The 19,604-nt window shown below is 67.0% G+C and carries 23 protein-coding genes and 1 pseudogene; 19 read left to right on the forward strand and 5 right to left on the reverse strand.

The features are described 5' to 3' along the window. From meaB to I55_RS12640, 11 genes are all read left to right on the forward strand, one after another. Positions 1-915: methylmalonyl Co-A mutase-associated GTPase MeaB (gene meaB / locus I55_RS12590; protein ID WP_044560927.1), on the forward strand; the 915-nt coding region annotated here is incomplete at its 5' end. A gap of 17 nt (positions 916-932) precedes the next feature. Then, positions 933-1,418, forward strand: coding sequence for a DUF6265 family protein (locus I55_RS12595; protein WP_148293695.1), 486 nt, complete (start codon positions 933-935; stop codon positions 1,416-1,418). A gap of 268 nt (positions 1,419-1,686) precedes the next feature. Then, positions 1,687-1,983 carry a 50S ribosomal protein L28 gene (gene rpmB, locus I55_RS12600; protein ID WP_040846783.1) on the forward strand — a complete coding sequence of 99 codons (297 nt, stop codon included), beginning with the start codon at positions 1,687-1,689 and terminating at the stop codon, positions 1,981-1,983. A gap of 145 nt (positions 1,984-2,128) precedes the next feature. Further along, a complete protein-coding gene (locus I55_RS12605; protein WP_049974066.1) occupies positions 2,129-2,917 on the forward strand; it encodes a queuosine precursor transporter in 789 nt (262 codons plus the stop codon). A 45-nt stretch (positions 2,918-2,962) separates the two neighbouring features. Next, positions 2,963-4,237, forward strand: coding sequence for a tRNA guanosine(34) transglycosylase Tgt (tgt, locus tag I55_RS12610; RefSeq protein WP_044560929.1), 1,275 nt, complete (start codon positions 2,963-2,965; stop codon positions 4,235-4,237). A gap of 94 nt (positions 4,238-4,331) precedes the next feature. Then, a complete protein-coding gene (locus I55_RS12615; protein WP_044560930.1) occupies positions 4,332-5,939 on the forward strand; it encodes a lysine--tRNA ligase in 1,608 nt (535 codons plus the stop codon). A gap of 57 nt (positions 5,940-5,996) precedes the next feature. Beyond that, positions 5,997-6,251 (forward strand): hypothetical protein, encoded by a 255-nt coding sequence (locus tag I55_RS12620; protein WP_044560931.1) that lies wholly within the window; start codon positions 5,997-5,999, stop codon positions 6,249-6,251. A gap of 3 nt (positions 6,252-6,254) precedes the next feature. Then, positions 6,255-6,554 carry a type II toxin-antitoxin system RelE/ParE family toxin gene (locus I55_RS12625; RefSeq protein ID WP_044560932.1) on the forward strand — a complete coding sequence of 100 codons (300 nt, stop codon included), beginning with the start codon at positions 6,255-6,257 and terminating at the stop codon, positions 6,552-6,554. Positions 6,555-6,641: 87 nt separating this feature from the next. Beyond that, complete coding sequence (ltaE, locus tag I55_RS12630) at positions 6,642-7,652, forward strand: low-specificity L-threonine aldolase (protein WP_044560933.1); 1,011 nt, start codon at positions 6,642-6,644, stop codon at positions 7,650-7,652. A 67-nt stretch (positions 7,653-7,719) separates the two neighbouring features. Continuing rightward, complete coding sequence (locus I55_RS12635; RefSeq protein WP_044560934.1) at positions 7,720-8,094, forward strand: hypothetical protein; 375 nt, start codon at positions 7,720-7,722, stop codon at positions 8,092-8,094. An 86-nt stretch (positions 8,095-8,180) separates the two neighbouring features. Then, positions 8,181-8,840 carry a MarC family protein gene (locus I55_RS12640; RefSeq protein ID WP_159107182.1) on the forward strand — a complete coding sequence of 220 codons (660 nt, stop codon included), beginning with the start codon at positions 8,181-8,183 and terminating at the stop codon, positions 8,838-8,840. Between the two features lie 17 nt (positions 8,841-8,857). Here I55_RS12640 and I55_RS39530 read toward each other — a convergent pair whose 3' ends face one another. Then, positions 8,858-9,529, reverse strand: a complete 672-nt coding sequence (locus I55_RS39530) for a Fic family protein (RefSeq protein ID WP_083901064.1) — start codon at positions 9,527-9,529, stop codon at positions 8,858-8,860. 467 nt (positions 9,530-9,996) lie between these two features. On the opposite strand from I55_RS39530, the gene I55_RS12645 reads away from it, so the two are divergent. Then, complete coding sequence (locus tag I55_RS12645) at positions 9,997-11,700, forward strand: acyl-CoA dehydrogenase family protein (protein ID WP_049974064.1); 1,704 nt, start codon at positions 9,997-9,999, stop codon at positions 11,698-11,700. 17 nt (positions 11,701-11,717) lie between these two features. On the opposite strand, the gene I55_RS12650 is transcribed toward I55_RS12645, so the two are convergent. After that, complete coding sequence (locus I55_RS12650) at positions 11,718-13,967, reverse strand: transglycosylase domain-containing protein (protein WP_252181120.1); 2,250 nt, start codon at positions 13,965-13,967, stop codon at positions 11,718-11,720. A 207-nt stretch (positions 13,968-14,174) separates the two neighbouring features. After that, complete coding sequence (pspF, locus tag I55_RS12655; protein ID WP_044560935.1) at positions 14,175-15,251, reverse strand: phage shock protein operon transcriptional activator; 1,077 nt, start codon at positions 15,249-15,251, stop codon at positions 14,175-14,177. A gap of 235 nt (positions 15,252-15,486) precedes the next feature. Between pspF and I55_RS37030 the strand changes: the two genes are divergently transcribed. The 7 genes from I55_RS37030 (at position 15,487) to I55_RS12685 (ending at position 18,653) form a co-directional block, all read left to right on the forward strand. Then, on the forward strand, positions 15,487-15,657 hold the full coding sequence (locus I55_RS37030) for a hypothetical protein (protein WP_159107183.1): 171 nt from the start codon (positions 15,487-15,489) through the stop codon (positions 15,655-15,657). Between the two features lie 14 nt (positions 15,658-15,671). Continuing rightward, on the forward strand, positions 15,672-16,343 hold the full coding sequence (gene pspA / locus I55_RS12660; protein ID WP_044560936.1) for a phage shock protein PspA: 672 nt from the start codon (positions 15,672-15,674) through the stop codon (positions 16,341-16,343). 7 nt (positions 16,344-16,350) lie between these two features. Continuing rightward, positions 16,351-16,581 carry an envelope stress response membrane protein PspB gene (gene pspB / locus I55_RS12665; RefSeq protein ID WP_044560937.1) on the forward strand — a complete coding sequence of 77 codons (231 nt, stop codon included), beginning with the start codon at positions 16,351-16,353 and terminating at the stop codon, positions 16,579-16,581. Further along, positions 16,578-17,111 (forward strand): envelope stress response membrane protein PspC, encoded by a 534-nt coding sequence (gene pspC, locus I55_RS12670; RefSeq protein WP_049974065.1) that lies wholly within the window; start codon positions 16,578-16,580, stop codon positions 17,109-17,111. The genes pspB and pspC overlap by 4 nt, the downstream gene beginning before the upstream one ends. 229 nt (positions 17,112-17,340) lie before the next feature. Next, the gene (locus tag I55_RS12675) at positions 17,341-17,577 is read left to right on the forward strand and encodes a hypothetical protein (protein ID WP_044560938.1); all 237 of its coding nucleotides are present in this window, start codon (positions 17,341-17,343) and stop codon (positions 17,575-17,577) included. A gap of 14 nt (positions 17,578-17,591) precedes the next feature. Further along, a complete protein-coding gene (locus I55_RS12680; protein ID WP_044560939.1) occupies positions 17,592-17,807 on the forward strand; it encodes a hypothetical protein in 216 nt (71 codons plus the stop codon). Between the two features lie 42 nt (positions 17,808-17,849). Continuing rightward, a complete protein-coding gene (locus I55_RS12685; protein ID WP_083901065.1) occupies positions 17,850-18,653 on the forward strand; it encodes an ABC transporter substrate-binding protein in 804 nt (267 codons plus the stop codon). A 98-nt stretch (positions 18,654-18,751) separates the two neighbouring features. Here the strand turns inward: I55_RS12685 and I55_RS12690 are convergent, their stop codons facing one another. Both I55_RS12690 and I55_RS34425 read right to left on the reverse strand, forming a co-directional pair. Beyond that, on the reverse strand, positions 18,752-19,417 hold the full coding sequence (locus I55_RS12690) for a 3-oxoacid CoA-transferase subunit B (protein WP_044560941.1): 666 nt from the start codon (positions 19,415-19,417) through the stop codon (positions 18,752-18,754). Positions 19,418-19,429: 12 nt separating this feature from the next. Then, positions 19,430-19,585: pseudogene (locus I55_RS34425) on the reverse strand (CoA-transferase); the annotation flags it as partial. Positions 19,586-19,604: the final 19 nt, after the last annotated feature.

Here is a 19,604-nt window from a genome sequence, read left to right on the forward strand (position 1 = left end):
ATCACCCTGGTCGAATCGACGCGGCCCGACCATCGCGCCCAGGCCGACGCCCTGCTGGCCCGCCTGCTGCCCCACACGGGGCGGTCGGTGCGGGTGGGCATCACGGGGGTGCCGGGGGTCGGAAAGTCCACCTTCATCGAGACCTTCGGCCTGCATGTCATCGGCCGCGGGCACAAGGTGGCGGTGCTGGCCATCGACCCGTCCAGCCAGCGCACCGGCGGCTCCATCCTGGGCGACAAGACGCGGATGGAGCAGCTGTCGCGCGACCCGGCCGCCTTCATCCGCCCCTCGCCCGCCGGCAGCACCCTGGGCGGCGTGGCCCGGCGCACGCGCGAGGCCATGCTGCTGTGCGAGGCCGCGGGCTTCGATGTCATCGTGGTGGAGACGGTGGGCGTGGGCCAGTCGGAGACGGCGGTGGCCGACATGGTCGACCTGTTCCTGCTGCTGCTGCTGCCGGCCGGCGGCGACGAGCTGCAGGGTCTGAAGAAGGGCATCGTGGAACTGGCCGACCTGGTGGTGGTGAACAAGGCCGACGGCGACCTGGTGGCCCAGGCCCGCCACGCCGTGGCCGAATACCGCCATGCCCTGGCCCTGCTGCGGCCCGCGGTGCCGGACTGGACCGTGCCCGTCCTCAGCTGCTCCGCCCTCACCACCCAGGGGGTGGACGGGGTGTGGGACACCATCACCCGCTTCCGCGACGCGCAGGTCGCCAGCGGCGGCCTGACGCGCCGCCGGGCCGACCAGGCGCGCGCCTGGATGTGGAATGAGATCCGTGAAAGCCTGCTGGCCGCCTTCACCGGCGATCCGGCCGTACGCGCCCAGCTGGGGGCCGCCGAGTCGGCGGTGACGGCCGGCGCCCAGACCCCGGCCATGGCCGCGCGCCACCTGCTGGCGCAATTCCGCCGAGAGGGATGAGGATGGGGACGCGCTGGATGGCGACCATGGCCCTGATGCCGTTGCTCGCCGCTGCACCGGCCCGGGCGGCTGACTGCACGCTGGAGGCCCTGCACTGGCTGCAAGGGACCTGGCGCAACACCGCCATCGATTCGCCGGGGGAGGAACGCTGGGTGATCCTGCCCGGTGGCGCCCTGGCCGGCAGCGCGTGGGAGGCGGGCAAGGACGGCGCCCCCCGTTTCGTCGAGGCGCTGAGCCTGGCGCTGCACGGCGGCCACGTGACCCTGCGCCTGCGCCATTTCGACGGCACCCTGAGCCGCGCCTGGGAGGACAAGACCGTCCCCGTCACCTTCGTCGCCAGCCGGTGCGGCCCCGGCGACGTGGTGTTCGACGGCCAAGGCGCCAATGCCGGCGAACACATCACCTATGCCCGCAGCAAGGACAGGCTGAGCTTCGTGGGGGAGTTCATCCACAAGGGCAAGGCCCACCGCGTGGATCTGGAGATGTCCCGGGCGGGGGATTGATAGCGCCGAATAGCCTCGCGGCGTCTTCAAGAAAGCCGGGCCGGCATTGACTCGCGTGCCCCGAATGGCCATCAGTAGCGCCCGGGTGGTCACAGCCCTGTTCTGCGCCCGATTCTCCATGGGGCCATGGCAGGGATGCTGACGACTGGTCCCTGGTTTTTCCAGGGGCGCCCTTGACTCTCCACCGCCCCTTCGGTTATATCGCCGCTTCCCTCCGGAGCGGTGTGCGCCGGGGTCGTCATTCTTGTTATTCCGTGAAGGTGCTCCAATGGCCCGCAAGTGCGATGTGACCGGCAAAGGTCTGCAGTTCGGCAACAATGTTAGCCATGCCAACAACAAGACCCGTCGGCGTTTCCTGCCCAACCTCCAGGAGACCTCGCTGCTGAGCGACGCGCTGGGCACCATGGTCCGTCTGCGCCTGTCCACCAAGGGCATCCGCACGATCGAGCACAAGGGCGGCCTGGACAGCGCCCTGCTGGACATGAAGGACAGCGAGCTGTCGCTGGATGCGCGCCGCGTGAAGCGCCGCATCGCCAAGGTCCTGGCCAACAAGGCCGCCGCCTAAGCATCGCACGCCTTCCGGGAATGGGGCGGCCCCGCCGGGTGCCGCCCCGATCCTTGAATGGAATGCCCTTGTGAGCGGCCCGCCTGCGGCCTGCCGGCATTCCCGCGTGACGATCGCCTTGCCCGCGGGCTGGGGCCTCACAACCATGACGCTCTCGCCCGCCGCTCTCGTTGAATTCCTGAACGGTGTCCCGCCAGCGGTTTTGCTGGGCGGTCAGATGCTGTTCTGCTTCAGCGCCATTTTGGCGCTCGCCCGGCTGTTCGGACAGTCCGGCCTCTACATCTACATCATCGTTGCCATCATCGGCGCCAACGTCGAGGTGTTGAAGGCGGTTCAGTTCCCCTTCTATGAACACCCCGTGGCCATGGGCACGATCCTGTTCAGCTCCACATATCTCGCCACCGACATCCTGACCGAGCATTACGGACGGGAGGCGGCGCGCCGCGGCATCTATCTCAGCTTCGCGGGGTACCTGCTGTTCACGCTGATGATGCTGATCACCCTGGGCTTCCGCCCCATGAGCGCCGAGCAGGCGGGTGAGGACATGGCCTGGGCGCTGCCGACCCAGGACCACCTGGCGGCGCTGTTCCTGCCGGCACCCGCCCTGTTCCTGTCGGGCATGGCCTCCTACCTGGCCAGCCAGCTGTGCGACGTCTGGATCTATCAGAAGATCCGGGGGGCCACGGGGCAGCGGCACCTGTGGCTGCGCAACAACGGTTCCACCATGGTGTCGGCGCTGATCGACAACACCGTCTTCAGCATCCTGGCCTGGCGGGTGTTCGCCGAGAACCCGGTGGACTGGCATGCCCTGGTGTTCACCTACATCCTGGGCACCTATCTGATGCGGGTGGCGGCCAGCCTGCTGGACACGCCCTTCATGTATTTGTCGCGCCGCGCGCTGAAACCACATCTCGCCGCCAGGGCCGCCGCCTGACCGCCTCCTTTCCCATCCTCTTCCGCTTCAGAGTGCCTTGCCCCCATGTCCGACCTGCCCACGTCATATCCCGGGTTCTCGTTCGAGATCACGCACAAGGCCCCTGACAGCCGGGCGCGCCTGGGCCGGCTGACCACGCCGCACGGCACCCTCTCCACCCCCAACTTCATCTTCTGCGGCACCAAGGCCTCGATCAAAGGGGTGACGCCGGCGCAGATGCGGGCGGAGAAGACGGACATCATCCTGTCCAACACCTATCACCTGATGATCCAGCCGGGCGCCGACATCGTCGCCAAGATGGGCGGCCTGCACCGCTTCATGGGCTGGGACGGCCCCATGCTGACCGACTCGGGTGGCTTCCAGATCTTCTCCATGGGCCACGGCTCGGTGGCGGATGAGATCAAGGGCCGCCGCACCCAGACGCGCGACACCACCCTGCTGAAGATCACCGAGAAGGGCGCCACCTTCCGCAGCTACATGAACGGCGAGAAGCTGTTCCTGTCCCCCGAACTGTCCATCGACATCCAGCGCAAGCTGGGCGCCGACCTGATCGTGCAATTCGACGAGTGCACGCCTTTCCACGTCGACCGCGCCTATACCGCCAAGTCCATGGCGCTGAGCCATCGCTGGGGCGACCGCAGCTTGAAGGAATTCGCCAAGGGCGGGGGCATGAGCTACAACGGCCTGCCCCAGGCGCTCTACGGCATCATCCAGGGCGGGGTGTATGAGGATCTGCGCAAGGAAAGCGCGACATACACCAAGGACCGCCCCTTCTTCGGCACCGCCGTGGGCGGCAGCCTGGGCGCCAACACGGCGCAGATGGATGAGGTGGTGGCCATGACCATGCCCCACACCCATCCCGACCGGCCGGTCCACCTGCTGGGCATCGGCGGCATCCGCGACATCTTCGCCGGCGTGGTCCAGGGCATCGATACCTTCGACTGCGTCAGCCCCACCCGCATCGCCCGCCACGGCTGGGCCCTGGCGCCCAAGGCGAAGGGGGAGCGGCTGAACATGCGCAACTCCCGCTTCCGCGAGGATCCCAACCCCATCGATCCGGCCTGCGACTGCTACGCCTGCCGCAATTTCAGCCGCGCCTACATCCACCACCTGCTGAAGGCGGGGGAACTGCTGGCCATGCAGCTACTGTCCATCCACAACGTCGCCACCATGAACCGCCTGTTGCGCGACGTGCGCGAGGGCATCGCCACCGGCACCCTGGCCGAGACGCGCCAGCGCTGGGTTCTGGACCCCCAGGAGCAAGAAAGTGGCGGAGGAGCGGCGATGGCGCAGGGCGGGGCCGCCCAGGCCCTGGATTGACCGTGTTCCCGGCAGCGCCTACGGTGCCGAGCCCGACTCGGCACTGGTGCGGAGCCGGGCGTTTTCCACATCCGAATTGACGTGAGTGACCGCGATGGCGACGGAACAGGAACTGGCACGCGAGGCGAAGGCTTGGCCGTTTGAGGAGGCGCGCAAACTGGTCGCGCGCTACGGCGACAAGGCCCCGCCCAAAGGCTATGTCCTGTTCGAGACCGGCTACGGCCCCTCGGGCCTGCCGCACATCGGCACCTTCGGCGAGGTCGCCCGCACCACCATGGTGCGCCAGGCCTTCCAGCGCCTGGCGCCGGGCGTGCCCACCCGCCTGTTCGCCTTCTCCGACGACATGGACGGCCTGCGCAAGGTGCCGGACAACATCCCCAACCGGGAGATGGTGGCCGAACACCTGGGTAAGCCCCTGACCAGGGTGCCGGACCCCTTCGGCACGCATGAGAGCTTCGGCCACCACAACAACGCCCGCCTGCGCGCCTTCCTGGACAGCTACGGCTTCGAGTACGAGTTCCAGAGCAGCACCGACTGGTACACCTCCGGCCGGTTCGATCATGCCCTGCTGGCCGTCCTGCGCCACTATGATGAGATCATGGGCGTGATGCTGCCGACCCTGGGCGAGGAGCGGCGCGCGACCTATAGCCCCTTCCTGCCCATCAGCCCCAGCACCGGCCGCGTGCTGCAGGTGCCGATGCTGGAGATCAACCCGGACGCCGGCACCGTGGTGTTCAATGACGAGGACGGCACCAAGGTCGAGACCCCCGTCACCGGCGGCCATGTGAAGCTGCAGTGGAAGCCCGACTGGGGCATGCGCTGGTTCGCGCTGGGCGTCGACTATGAGATGGCCGGCAAGGACCTGATCCCCTCCGTCGAGCTGGCCAGCAAGATCTGCCGCATCCTGGGCAGCCAGCCGCCCGAAGGCTTCAATTACGAGCTGTTCCTGGACGACAAGGGCCAGAAGATCAGCAAGTCCAAGGGCAACGGCCTGACGATGGAGGAGTGGCTGCGCTATGCCCCGCCGGAAAGCCTGGCCCTCTACATGTTCCAGAAGCCGCGGGCGGCCAAGAAGCTGTTCTTCGACGTTATCCCGCGTGCCGTCGACGACTACCTGACCTTCGTCGACAAGCTGAAGGGCGAGGACCCGGCCAAGGCGCTGGAGAACCCGGCCTGGCACATCCACAACGGCCAGGTGCCGGCGTGGGCCACCGCTGCGGACCAGCTGAAGACCAACCTGTCCTTCGGCATCCTCTTGAACCTGGCGGGTGCGGCCAACGCCGAGAACGCGGACGTGATGTGGGGCTTCATCAGCCGCTACGCCCCGGCCGCCACGCCGGCCAACAGCCCCTTCCTGGACCGGCTGGTGGGCTACGCCGTCGCCTACTACCAGGACCGCGTGAAGCCCACCAAGGTCTACCGCGCCCCCACCGATGTGGAGCGGGCGGCCCTGGTGGACCTGCGGGCATCCCTGGAAAAGTGGCCGGCCGATGACCTGACCAACGCCGAGGCATTGCAGAACGAGGTGTATGAGATTGGCAAGCGCCATCCCTTCCCCGAGCTGCGCGCCTGGTTCCTGACCCTCTATGAGGTGCTGCTGGGCCAGAGCACCGGCCCCCGCATGGGCAGCTTCATCGCCCTCTACGGTGTCGCCGAGACCAAGGCCCTGATCGACCAGGCGCTGGGCGACGGCATCAAGTAAGCAGCCTACCCCGGGCGGGAATGGACAAAAGCCGTTCCCGCCCGCATATACTTCGCCATGACCCAGCGCATCGACATCCAGGACAGCACCGCCGAACGGTTGGCCCGCCTGCAGGCGCTAACCGGCCAGGACATTGATACCGTCTTGGACGCGGCTTTGGCCGCCCGGCTGGAGCAGCTGGAAATGGAAGCGTTGCGCGCCGCCGTGCAGGAAGGCGTCCGCCAAGCGGATGCAGGTCTTTTCTCTACCCGCAGCGTGGAAGAGATCATTGCCCGTGGCATTGCCCGGGCACGCCAATCCCGACCCAGCTGATCCATGCCCTTCCGCCTCACCGAATTGGCGGAAGCCGACCTCGAGTCCATCGCGGCATATACCGCTAATCAGTGGGGCGATGCCCAGGCTCTGACCTATACCGCGCAGCTGACGAAGGCCTTTCGCAAACTGGGCGACAATCCCCTCACCCCCGGCAGCCGGAAGCGGGACGAGTTGGCCGAGGGTTGTCGCGTTCTGGCGGTCGAAAAGCATCTGATCATTTATCGCCACCAAGCCGGCTTGACTGAGATACTGCGCATTCTGCATCAGCGCATGGACCTGCTCCTGCAGCGCCTGTTTTGACTCGGCGCCTGCCGGGACCGCTCCGTATCCTTTTATGGTAAAGATCGCGGCGCAATTGGCCGAATCGCCTAAAAGGAACCCCGCTCCATGATCCGCCACGACTTCCGCAGCGACACCGTCACCCGGCCCGGCCCGGCCATGCGCCAGGCCATGGCGAACGCGGAGGTCGGTGACGACGTGTTCGGTGACGATCCGACGGTCAAGCGGCTGGAGGAGCGGGCGGCAGGAATGCTGGGCAAGGCGGCCGGCCTCTATCTGCCATCGGGCACGCAATCGAACCTGGCGGCGCTGATGGCCCATTGCGGCCGGGGCGACGAGTACATCGTGGGCCAGATGGCCCATTGCTACCGCTGGGAGGCGGGCGGGGCCGCCGTGCTGGGCAGCATCCAGCCCCAGCCCATCGCCCACCAGGCCGACGGCACCCTGGCGCTGGCCGACATCCAGGCGGCCATCAAGCCGGACGACCCACATTTCGCCCGCACCCGCCTGCTGGCGCTGGAGAACACGCTGGGCGGACGGGCCCTGCCCCTGTCCTATATGCGGGACGCCATCGGCCTGGCCCGGCGCCACGGCCTGGCCACCCACCTGGACGGGGCCCGCGTGTTCAATGCCGCCACGGCGCTGGGCGTGGTGGCGGCGGAGGTGGCGGCGGGTTTCGACACCGTGTCCGTCTGCCTGTCCAAGGGCCTGGGCGCGCCGGTGGGCAGCGTGCTGGTGGGCGATGCCGACCTGATCACGCGCGCCCGGCGCATCCGCAAGATGCTGGGCGGTGGGTTGCGCCAGGTGGGCATCCTGGCCGCCGCCGGCCTGTACGCGCTGGAGCACAACGTCGGCCGCCTGGCCGACGACCATGCCAACGCCCGCCGCCTGGCGGAGGGTTTCTCGGCCTTCCCCGCCCTGACCGTCACCCCACCCGACACCAACATCCTGTTCGTGGCCGTGGCGCCCGATGTGGCCGACGCCTTCAATGCCCACCTGAAGGCCCACGGCGTCGCCGTCACCAGCACCTACGGCATGCAGCGCTGGGTCACCCACCTGGACGTGGATGCGGCGGCCGTGGACGCGGCGCTGGAGATCGTGGCGGCCTTCTTCCGCTGATGGGTTGCGCACCGCGGCGTGGCCGCCGTACCGTTGGTGACCGCTTTTAGACGACGGAGGCAACCGCATGCTGCGCCGGGTCATCAACTATCTGTTTTTCCTGGATGACGTCCGGGCGCTGTATAGCGGACAGACCGGGACGCCGCAGGAGCAAATGGCGGCGGTCAAGGGCACCGCCGCCTATCAGCGGATCAGGATGATTTCCAACAGCCGCGCGACCGCCCTGGCCCTGCTATCCATGGCGTTGGCCCTGCTGGCCGTCGGTCTAAGGCAGCTTGGGGACCAGTCCATGCCCCGGTGGTTGGCAAAACTTCCTTTGTCGCACACCGGTGTCGTCATAGCCGGGCTGGTCCTGGGCGCCGCTGTCGTCAGCCTCGGCCTTTGGCTGGGGACCCGCTGGGGGGAACGGCGGGCGGCGCGATTGATGCCAACCGGCCGGTAAGCCCTACAAACCATTGAGCCCAGCCGCCGCCCCGTCTACCCTGCCCGCCATCGCGGTTGGGCGCGGTGTCGTCAGCGGGGGTGGCCTTGGATTTTTCGTCGTTCGTGGCGTCGTGGCAGGAATACAGCAAGTTCATCATCGCGCTGTTTGCCATTCTGACCCCCTTCGCCGCCATCCCCATCTTCCTCGGGCTGACCGAGGGCCGCAGCCAGCGGGAACGCAACATCATCGCCCGCCAGGCGGTGATGACGGTGGCCAGCGTCCTGATCGTCTCCACCCTGGTGGGCGACCTGGTGCTGCGCCTGCTGGGCACCAGCCTGGACAGCTTCCGCGTCGGCGGCGGCCTGGTGCTGCTGCTGATCGCGCTGTCCATGCTGAACGCCAACGTTTCCGCCATGAAGCAGACGGAGGGCGAGGCCAGCGAGGCGGAGGGACGCAGCGCCATCGGCGTGGTGCCGCTGGGCCTTCCCCTGCTGGCCGGTCCCGGCGCCATCACCACCGTCATCATCCAGATGCAGAAGGGCCACGGCCCCATCCACGGCGGCCTGATCATCGGCTGTATCGTCTTCGTCTGCCTGCTGCTGTGGGGGTCTTTGCGCCTGGCCGGCCCCATCGGCAACCGCCTGGGCCAGATCGGCCTGAACATCATGAGCCGCCTGTTCGGCCTGCTGCTGGCCTCCGTCGCGGTGGAGACCATCGCCACCGGCCTGCGCAATCTGTTCCCGGGCCTGGCCGGCGGCGGCTGAAGACCTCAGTCTTTCATTCACGAAGGCGCGGGCAAGGCCAACAATGGAGGGTCGGGGGGGACATCTACTACCGCCTCCGGCTCTTCAGCTGTCTGAAGCTGCTCTTCCGTTAGGCGCTTCAAGAATTCTTGTAGCTGAAAGAGATAGTTAGGGTCGCCGGATTGGAACCCAAGATCAGCGACTCTCAATAGGGTAACATATTCCGCCCTATTGCGACGTATTAGCTCGGGGACCGCAGTGTCCCCAGGAAGAAGACCTCCACTTTTTGCGCAAATCACATAGTAGCAGAGAGCTCTAGCAGTTCTTCCATTACCATTTATGAATGGGTGTATGACGTTAAAGCGCCAAAGAGTATAAGCGGCCAACGCAAATACATTCGAGTTCAGCCAATGGAAATTTATGAAATTTATGAAATCTGCCATTAGCTCCGGAACCCGATAATGATCAGGGGGCATAATTTGGCCAACCTGAACAGCACAGGGTCTATATTCGCCAGCCTTGACGTGAAGGCATGAAATTGCGTGAGCATTCAGCGCTTTTATAAGCGCATCTGACAGCATTGGCCTCTGTATAGCTACAGCAGCGTTAATTGCAGACCGCAAAAAATCATACTGCCTATTGAGATTATCAATAGACAGATCTTGATAAGCGGGGTGCTGCTCTGTGCCAAATAGTTCGTATAGTATCATCCGAAGAATTCTATACGATCACTCAGCGCCCTCATTCATCTTCAAGCGCTCAGCGACCTGCTCGCGTGTTATGGTGCTATCGACAGGTAAATTACCATAGACAAAAGAAACGCGCTGCTTCTCCAACTGGCCCTTAGAAACAGGCCGACTAGCAGCTTCCTTCATGCGTTCTACCAATTTATCGTCGGTTGCAAAAGCTAGAAACATAACATACCTCCGTATAGCAGCCGCCATCAACCTGCCGGCCTGCCACCGACAGCATTACAATATGTAATCAGTCGCCGGCCGTCAATATATTAACGCATACAAATCAATAACTTAGACGCCATAGCTAAGCCATTGACGTGACTCGCAGTTTTCCAAGGCAACCAGCGACTTACACGTACATCTCAAGCTGGCATCTTAAAATATTGAGCCTAACAGTCCGTAAAGCGCACACTCCCCGGCAACGAGGGAGATGAAGCGCCATGATCGAGCCGGATGAGGTTCCCCGCACCGCCCGGGGCACCAACCTGTACATCGCCGACATCAACCTACAGCGCCTGCTGGACCGCCGCGCGTCGGAGGAGCTGGAGCGCCATGAGGACCGGCTGGCCGACTTCGGCGCCTGGGCCGGCGGGCCGCTGGACGAACAGGCGGAATACACCGACCGTCACGCCAACCCGCGGCACGTGCCCCAGCCCTACGGCCCCAACGGACCCCAGCCGGGGCACATCGTCTTCAACCCGCGCTACCTCGCCTGCCATGCCGAGGCCTACGCCCGGGGCGCCGTCGGCCTGCCCTATCAGAAGGGCGCCACGGGCCGGCACCTGGCCTGCTTCACCATGGGCTATCTGCTGAGCCAGGCGGACGTGTCCATCCACTGCCCCGTCACCATGACCGGCGCCGTGGCCCATGTGCTGAACACCGTGGCGCCGGACGCGGTGCGCGACCGCTTCCTGCCCCAGCTGACGCGCATGGACGGCCAAGCCCTGTCCGGCGGCACCTGGGCGACGGAGTTGCACGGCGGGTCAGACGTGGGCGCCACCACCACCCGCGCCGTGAAGACGGATGAGGCCTGGGCCCTGCACGGCCTGAAGTGGTTCACCAGCAACGCCGGCTCCGGCCTGGCGCTGGCCACCGCCCGGCCGGACGGGGCGCCGGCCGGCGGCAAGGGATTGGGCTGCTATCTCGTGCCCAGCCACCTGGACGGCGGCCAGCCCAACGCCTACGGCATCCGCCGCCTGAAGGAAAAGGTGGGCACGCGCGGCCTGGCCACGGCGGAACTGGATCTACTGGGCGCCACCGCCTATGAGGTGGCCGGCCCGGGCGAGGGGCTGAAGGTCATGATGGCGGCCCTGGAGTACAGCCGCATCCACAACGCCGTCGCCTCCGCCGGCCTGCTGCGCCGCGCCTTCGTCGAGTCGCTGGGCTGGTCGGTCCACCGCGCCGCCTTCGGCCACCCGGTCGTCCACTACCCCATGGTGCAGGACCAGTTGCTGGACATGCAGATGGAGCTGGAGGCGGCGGTGGCGCTGTCCTTCGAATCGGTGTTCGCCTTCGACGCGCTCAACACCGGTGACAGCGATCCGGAACAGGGTGGCGACTGGCTGCGCCTGGTGACGGCGCTGGCCAAGTATCGCACCGCCGACCAGGCGGTGAAGGCCTGTCGTACGGCCGTGGAGATGGTGGGCGGCAACGGCTACACCGAGGAATTCCCCACCGCGCGGCTCTACCGCGACTGCCTGGTGACCGCCGTGTGGGAGGGACCGGCCAACATCCAGGCGCTGGAACTGCTGCGCCTGGTGGCGGGCAAGCGGCCGGGCGACCAGATTTTCCTGGGCCGCGTGGGAGCCGCCCTGTCCGACCTGCCGCCGCAGGCGGGCGACACCGCCGATCTGCTGGAAGGCGCCCTGGAGGAGTGCCGGGCGGCGCTGTCCCACCTGCGCCGCAACCCCGACCAGGCGCCCCGCCACGGCCGGCGCCTGCTGGACCTGCTGTCCGACACCCTGGCCACGGCCCTGCTGTGCGAGGAGGCGGTGGCCGACCTGAAGCTGGGCGACAGCCGCAAGATGCTGGTGGCCAACCGCTTCGCCGCCCGCGTTCTAGCCCACCACAACCCCATCGCCACGGATATGGAACCGGCCCTGGCCGCGTTCGAGGACGTGATCCTGTATCAGCCGGTGGGGTAAGGGGCTATCCCCTCACCTCACTCCTCTTTCTTCAGCTTGTTCAGCAGATCGCCAATCGGGTCCGCCTTGCCTGGGCTGGCGGTGTCCGCCGGGGCGTCCTTGTCGTCGTCCTGGTCCTCTTCCTTCTGCGCCGCCTCCGGCTTGCGCTGGCCGGTGGTATCGATCGCGGGCGTGCCGGCGGCGGTGGCGGCACCGTCCAGGGGCGCCGTCTCCACCGTGGGCAGGGGCGGCACGGCCGGGCCATCGGGGGCCTGGTCCTGCTGGACGGCCGGCTGCAGCGGGATGAGGTCGCGCACCGGCAGGCCCTGCTCCAGGTCGGTCATGATGGCCTTCCACAGTTTGGCCGGCAGGGTGCCGCCGGTGATGCGCTTCATCTCGTCGCCGTCGTCATTGCCCAGCCACACGCCGGTGACGTAGTCGGCGGTGAAGCCCATGAACCAGGCATCGCGATAATCCTGGGTGGTGCCGGTCTTGCCGGCGATGGGGCGATCGGGCAGTTGGGCCGACTTGCCGGTGCCGACCTGGACCACGCCCATCATCATGCGGACCAGGTTGGCGTCCTCCGCCGCCGAGATGGCGTAGCCAGCACCACTGCCCTTGCGCTGGTACAGCACGCTGTCCTCGGCGTCGCGGATTTCGGTGATGCCGTAGGGGAAGACGGCGCGGCCGCCGTTGGCGATGGCGGTGTAGGCGCCCGTCAGTTCCAGGGGCGTCACCTCGCTGGTGCCCAGCGCCAGCGACAGGTCGCGGCGCAAGGGGGAGGTGATGCCCAGGCGGCGGGCGGCGGCGATGGCGCGGTCGATGCCGACGCTTTCCAGCAAGCGGATGGTGGCGGTGTTCACCGAATGGGCCAGCGCCGTGCGCAGCGGTATCTCGCCCATGTATCCGGGCTCGTAGTTCTTCGGCTCCCACTTCCCGCGCTTGTAGGGGGCGTCCAGGACCAGGTCGTCGGGCGTGCGGCCGGCTTCCAGCGCCGCCAGATAGACGAAGGGCTTGAAGGAGGAGCCCGGCTGGCGCAGGGCCTGGGTCGCGCGGTTGAACTGGCTTTCGTCATAATCGCGGCCGCCCACCATGGCCTTCACCGCGCCGTCCGGCGCCATGATGACGACAGCGGCCTGGTGCACGTTGGCGGCGACGCCGGGGCCGTTCAGGATCTCCGCCACGTGGGCCGTGGCGGCCCGTTGCATCCGGGCGTCATAGGTGGTGTGGACCACCAGGTCACCGTGGTTGGGACCGATGAAGGCGTTGACCTGGTCGGCCACCCACGCGGCGAAGTAGCGGCCGTCGCCTTCCACCGAGGGGTTGGCGCGCGGCTGGGCCGGCTGGTTCACCACGGCCTTGGCCTGGTCCACCGTGATGTAGCCGGCATCCACCATGGTGGCCAGCACCACGGCCATGCGCTGCTCGGCGCGTTCGTTGTTGGCGCTGGGGGAGTATTTCGACGGCGCCTTCAGCAGGCCGGCGATGATCGCCGCTTCGCGCAAATTCACGTCGGTCGCGGGCTTGTCGAAATAAGTGCGCGCCGCGGCGTCCACGCCGTAGGTGCCGGAACCCAGGTACACCCGGTTCAGGTAGGCGCCCAGGATCTGGTCCTTGGTGTAGCGGTGCTCCAGCATCAGGGCCAGCATGGCCTCCTGCACCTTGCGGCGCATGGTCTTGGCCGGCGACAGGAACAGGTTGCGGGCCAGCTGCTGGGTGATGGTGGAGGCGCCCTGGCGCATGTGCCCGGTGCGGTAATCGGTCCACGCCGCACGGGCGATGCCGATTGGATCGACACCGAAATGACTATAGAAACGCCGATCCTCCACCGCCAGGACGGCGTGGACCAGGTCGGGGGAGATCTCCGACACCTCCAGCGTCTCGCCCCGCATGTCGCCGAAACGGGCCAGCTTGCTGCCGTCCGCCGCCAGCACGGTCACCGCCGGGCGGCGCTGGAACTGGGCCACCTGGCTGATTTCCGGCAGGTCGTAGGCGAAGTAGGCGACGACGCCTGCGAAGACCATCACGCCCCAGATGCCCAGGACGATCAGCGCCCGCCCCCACCAGGGCAGGCGGCGGCCGGGACGGCCCTTGGGCGCGCGCCGCTTGGGCGGCGGCGGACGGCGGCGGGGCGGCTGGCCGCCGGCCCCCGCGTCATCGTCCTGCGGCCGGGCCTCCTCCCGCGGGCGGGGTGCTGCCTTGGGCGGCGACGGCTTGCGGCGCGGGGCCGGCTGGCTGCCCACGGGGCGGAAGGCGCGCAAGGAGGTATCGGAATCGTCAGGGCTCAAGGCGGGCAGCTCGACTGGGGCGCCCTGCGAAGGGGCCGATCATCAGGGAAAACAGGCGGTGACAGGCCCTATCTAGGGGATGGGGCAGCCACCGGAAAGCGCCGGCTGGGCAACCCAGACCCCATCGTTCTCCCTGCGGCCCCATCGGCCCTGGTGCAGCGTTACGGTGCAAAAGGGGCGATTTCAGGGCGGCGTTTCGCCGCATCCTCACTCTGCGACGCTGCGGCGGTCCAGCAGTTCGTACTTGCGCAGATATCCCCGGAACTGGTGGTAGTTCAGGCCCAGGTCGGCGGCGGCGCGCTTCTGGTGGAACTGGTTGCGTTCCAGGGCCGCGCGCAGCAGCGCCTTCTCGAAATCCGCCACCTGTTCCAGGAAGTTGCAAGGACCACTCGATGCCCCCGTCGTGGGGCCGGGCGCGGCCGGGGCAGCGGGTGCCGCCTCAACCGTCTCTTCCGCCGGCGCCGGGCCGGCGCGGCGGTCCCCCGGCATGGCCACGGGACGGAAGGGCGACTCGAAGGGGTCGAAGATGACCTCGTCGATGGGCCGCTCCGCCCCCTGGGCGCGGTAGATCGCCCGTTCCACCACGTTCTTCAGCTCGCGGATGTTGCCGGGCCAGGGGTAGGACAGCAGCTCGGCCATGGCCTTGGGCGCGAAGCCGGGGAAGAAGGGTCGCCCCAGTTCGCGCGCCATGGCGATGCCGAAATGGTCGACCAGCATGGGGATGTCGTCGGTGCGGGCGCGCAGGGGCGGGATGGTCACCACGTCGAAGGACAGGCGGTCCAGCAGGTCGGCGCGGAACTTCCCGGCCATGGCCATGCGCGGCAGGTCGGCGTTGGTGGCGCCCACCACGCGCACGTCCACGGACACCGTCTGGGTACCACCCACGCGCTCGAACTCCCCATACTCGATGACGCGCAGGATCTTTTCCTGCACCGAGGCCGAACTGGTGGCGATCTCATCCAGGAACAGGGTGCCGCCGTCCGCCAGTTCGAAGCGGCCGACATGGCGCTTGGCCGCACCGGTGAAGGCGCCCTGCTCATGCCCGAACAGCTCCGTCTCCAGCAGCGTTTCGGACAAGGCGGCGCAGTTCAGCTTGATGAAGGGTTTGTCCCAGCGGGACGAGAGGTAATGAAGGCGGGCGGCCACCAGCTCCTTGCCCGTGCCGCGCTCACCGATGACCAGCGTGGGACGGTTCAGCGGCGCCGCCCGCGACACGTGCTCCATCAGCTGCAGGAAGGACGCGGCCTGGCCGACCAGGGACGGCGGGGTAGCGGAGGACGCCATCGGTGATTCGCTCGCCTCAGGAAAAAGGGGCTGTTTCGCGGATGATGGCACCGATTGGCGAAATTCGCCACATAATCGTCAATTTGAATACATAGCCCTATCACCCCCACCGTCGATCAACAGGTGTTTCTTTTGATATCAATGAGTTAATGGAAACACCCCGAACTGGCACGCCCCTTGCTGATGTAGGGACACACGATCGAATGCAAGGAACTCATCGAAGGGGAATGCAGCGATGACCGACCACACGATCCATGACAAGTCCGGCGACGCCGGCTTTTTCGCCAGCCGCACCCAGGGCCATCTGGCCATGTTGGCGGACGATTTTCGCGCCGTGCCGCCCGAAGCTTGGATCATCCTTGCGGTCGCCACCGTGTTGAGCAACCTTTTCATCGCCCTTGCCTGAAGGAGACCTGACTCATGGGCATCTTTTCGCGCCTCAGCGACATCATCAATTCCAACCTGAACGCCATCCTGGATCGCGCCGAGGACCCGGAGAAGATCATCCGTCTGGTCATCCAGGAGATGGAAGACACGCTGGTCGAGGTTCGCTCCTCCGCGGTGAAGACCGTGGCGGAGAAGAAGGAGATCGAGCGCCGCCTGGTCGACCTGCGCCGTGAAGCCGACGAATGGCAGCGCAAGGCCGAGCTGGCCCTGTCCAAGGACCGCGAGGACCTGGCCAAGGGCGCCCTGATGGCCCGCGCCAAGATCGCCGAATCCGCCGACAGCCTGTCCACCGACCTGGCCCGCCTGGACGAGGTGCTGGCGAAGACCAACGATGACATCGGCCAACTGCAGGCGAAGCTGCAGGACGCCAAGACGCGGGAACGCACCATCATCGCCCGCCAGAAGACCGCCACGGCGCGTCTGAAGGTCAAGACCCAGCTCCACGACGACCGCATCACGGACGCCTTCTCCCGTTTCGAGCAGATCGAGCGGAACCTGGACGTCCTGGAAGGCAAGGCGGAAGTCCTGGACATGGGACGCAAGCGCAGCCTGGCGGACGAGATCGCCGAGTTGGAGAGCAACGACAAGGTCGAATCCGAGCTTCAGGCCCTGAAGGCCAAGCTGGCGACCAAGAACCAGGGGTAATCTGTCCATGGACCTGGACGCACTTGTCGCCGTACCCATCATCTTCATGGTCATCGTGGCGCCGGTGTGGATCATCGCCCACTATGTGACCAAGTGGCGGGTCGCCAAGACCCTGTCGGTGGATGACGAGCGTATGCTGTCGGATCTGTGGCACAGCGCCACTGAAATGGACGGCCGCATCCAGCAGCTTGAGAAGATACTGGATGCGGAGGCCCCGGGCTGGAGGGCAAGGCAATGACTGGTAGAGGTTCCAACCCGCCGCCCTTCCCCGGGCGGCGGCCCCCCGGGGGACAGGGTGGTGGCCAGGGCGGGTACGGCGGCGGCAGCCGCTGGAACAACCCGAACGCCGGCGGCCGGGGTGGCGGTTACGGGGCGGGGGGCACCTTCAACAGCCCCAACCCCCACCGCCTGTACCGCAACCCGCAGGCCGGCAAGGTAGCCGGTGTCTGCGCCGGTGTGGCCGAATACTTCAGCGTCGACGCCTGGCTGGTACGGCTGGGCATGGTGCTGGGCCTGGTGTTCTTCTTCCCGGCCACGATCATCGCCTACATCGTGCTGGCCATCGTGCTGAAGCCGCAACCCCAGGGCCTGTACGCCAGCACCGAGGAAGCCGTGTTCTGGCGGTCGGTCACCACCCGTCCCGACCAGACGCTGGCCGGCCTGCGCGCCAAGTTCCGCGACCTGGATCGTGAGATCGGCGCCATGGAAACCGCCGTCGCCTCGCGGGAATTCGACCTGCGGCGGCAGTTCAAGGACCTGGAGAAGTAAGTCTCCGGGTGCGTGGCGGGGAAGCGGGCGCCCCCAGGGCCCCTTCCCCAGGGCGACCCTTCCCGGGCGACCCTCTGGGCCGTTTATTGCGGCAGCCCACCCCAATGTTGCCAGGGGCCTGTCACCAGGCACAAAATAATCTAAGATTGCGTGGCNTGATGGGGTCGGTCCGGTCCCGTCAACGCTCCAAGTTTACCCATTAAACGACCCTTAGCAGGTGGCCTCCCCCATGTCGCCGATACTCGTCCCCCTCCTGGCGCTGTCTATTCCCATCGTGGCCATCGTCTTGCGGGCGGTGCAGAGGCTGCAGGACATCGAGGCCATCGCCCAGGCGCGCCGCGGCCAGCAGGACCAGCGCTTCCGCTGCTTCGACGATCTGGAACGCCGTGTTACCCAGATGGAGCGGCACGTCACCAGCCCCGAATTCGACCTCAACCGCAAGCTGAGCCAGTTGGCCCAGCGCTGATAGGACGAAGCTCCATGTCCCCCCTTCTCATTCCCATCACCGCCCTGCTGATCCCCATCGTCGCCCTGGTGACCCGTTACATGATCCGCGCGCGCGAACTGCAGGCCCAGGGCCTGTCGGACACCGCCGCCGGCGACCTGCTGGCCCGCGCCGACCGGTTGGAACAGCGGGTGCAGCAGCTGGAACGCCTGCTGGACGCCGAATCCCCCGGCTGGCGCGCCCGCGCCTGAGGCTCCCCTCATTTGAGCTTGGGATAAGGAGATCCGGCGCCCGTGACGCGACCCAACCTCGGCGGGGTTCCGTGCCTGGCGGTCCTGGTGGCCGCCATGGTGCTTTTCCCAATGCGGGGGGCATGGGCGGAGATGCCGCCCGGCGGCGGTCGCACCCTGGTGTTCGCCATCCTTGAAACCGACCAGCCGCCCCTGGTGACCTTGCGCGACGGCCAGGTGGCGGGCGGCCTGATCAAGGCCATCGGCGACGAGATCGCCCGCCGCACCGGATACAGGCCGCTTTATCGCCTGCTTCCCCGCAACCGGCTGGAAAGTGACCTGGCCGAGGGCATGGTCGACCTGGCCTGCGGCTACAGTCCGGACTGGCTGCCGCGGCTGCCGGCGCAGCGCTTTTCCATCCCCGTTTTCACCAGCCGCAGCGTGCTGGTCATCCGTCGGGCCGATGCCGGGCGGCTGCGGTCCTTGAGCGACCTGGCCGGGCGGCCGGTGGGCGCCGTGCTGGGCTTCCACTACCCGCCGGAGGTCGAGGCCGCCTTCGTCGACGGCACCTGGCAGCGGGAAGACGCGCCCTCGGCCGAAAGCAATTTCCTGAAGCTGCGCAACCGCCGGGTGGACGCCATCCTGACCACGGACCTGGAGGTGGACTACCGCCAGGCGACGGACCAGGGCTGGGCCGACACCCTGGCCACCCTGCCCCAGCCGGTCGGCGACCATGAGGAGCACTGCGCCAACGCCGCCCGCTCGCCCTTGTCCATGGAGGCGCTGGACGCCGCCATCACCGCCTTGCAGGCCGATGGCACCCTGACCCGCCTGCGCCGCGACACCACCGGCCGGGCGGGGAGTTGAGCTTTATTCGCCGTCAGGCGCCGCACGGGCCACGAAAAAGAAACGGGCCGCCTCCTGGGAAGGGGCGGCCCGCTGTCTTGTGAAGCCTGGAACAGAGGTCAGAGCCCGGGGCCGACCTTGAACTCGGCCTCGGTCTTCTGCCTGAGCTCGTCCACCGTCACGCCGGGGGCGATCTCGGTCAGGGTCAGGCCGGTGCCGCCTTCCTTGTCGACGGAGAAGACACCCAGGTCGGTGATGATCAAGTCCACCACCTTGGTGCCGGTCAGCGGCAGGGTGCAGGACTTCAGGATCTTGGGCTCCAGCGCGCCGGTCTTCTTGTCGACGGCGCAGTGTTCCATCACCACCACCACCTTCTTGACGCCCGCCACCAGGTCCATGGCGCCGCCCATGCCCTTGACCATCTTGCCCGGGATCATCCAGTTGGCGAGGTCGCCGTTGGCCGCCACCTGCATGGCGCCCAGCACGGACAGGTCGATGTGGCCGCCCCGGATCATGGCGAAGCTGTCGGCGGAGCTGAAGAAGCTGCTGTGGGGCAGCTCGGTGATGGTCTGCTTGCCGGCGTTGATCAGGTCCGGATCCTCCTCCCCCTCATAGGGGAAGGGGCCCATGCCCAGCATGCCGTTCTCGCTCTGCAGCGTCACGTGCACGCCATCGGGGATGTAGTTGGCCACCAGCGTCGGGATGCCGATGCCCAGGTTGACGTAGAAACCGTCGCGCAGCTCCTTGGCGGCGCGGGCGGCGATGTCCTCACGGGTCCATGCCATAGGTCAGCTCCTTCACGCGCGCGGACGGGTGGTGCGCTGCTCGATGCGCTTTTCGAACTTCGCACCCTTGATGATGCGCTGGACGAAGATGCCGGGGGTGTGGATGTGGTCGGGGTCGAAGCTGCCCGGTTCCACCAGTTCCTCGACCTCCACCACCGTGACCTTTGCCGGCGGGGGCAATCATCGG

It is taken from the genome of Azospirillum sp. B4, assembly GCF_000333275.1.
Taxonomy (GTDB): domain Bacteria; phylum Pseudomonadota; class Alphaproteobacteria; order Azospirillales; family Azospirillaceae; genus Nitrospirillum.